We start from the raw sequence: 356 nt of genomic DNA, 5'->3' as shown, positions 1-356 counted from the left end.
CCGGTGGCGCCTTCCTTGGTGCCGACGGGCAGGATCGTGACCATGTCGCGGGAGTTGATTGGGGTGCCCCATTCGATCTCAAAAGCAGCGCCGGTAGTAACAGTCTCTGGCCCGCTGATGGTGGCTTCTGGGGCAGTCACTTCGATGGGCGCGGTGGCGAGGGTCTTAGCGCCTTCGTTGAGGATATAGCGTAACTCATAGAGCCCCGGCTCCGCAGGTGCTGTGAGTTGGCCTGTGGTCTCGTCGCCAACGCGGCGGTAGGGGCCGGTGGCGCCTTCCTTGGTGCCGACGGGCAGGATCGTGACCATGTCGCGGGAGTTGATTGGGGTGCCCCATTCGATCTCAAAAGCAGCGCC

The 356-nt window shown here is 63.5% G+C and carries 1 pseudogene; it reads right to left on the bottom strand.

What is annotated here, in order from left to right:
- Positions 1-356 (bottom strand): annotated as a pseudogene (locus HTT03_RS00020) (hypothetical protein); the annotation flags it as partial.

The sequence above is a fragment of the Sulfitobacter maritimus genome (genome assembly GCF_013346665.1).
GTDB classification, from domain to species: Bacteria; Pseudomonadota; Alphaproteobacteria; order Rhodobacterales; family Rhodobacteraceae; genus Sulfitobacter; species Sulfitobacter maritimus.
This window is presented reverse-complemented; position numbering and strand designations above follow the sequence as displayed.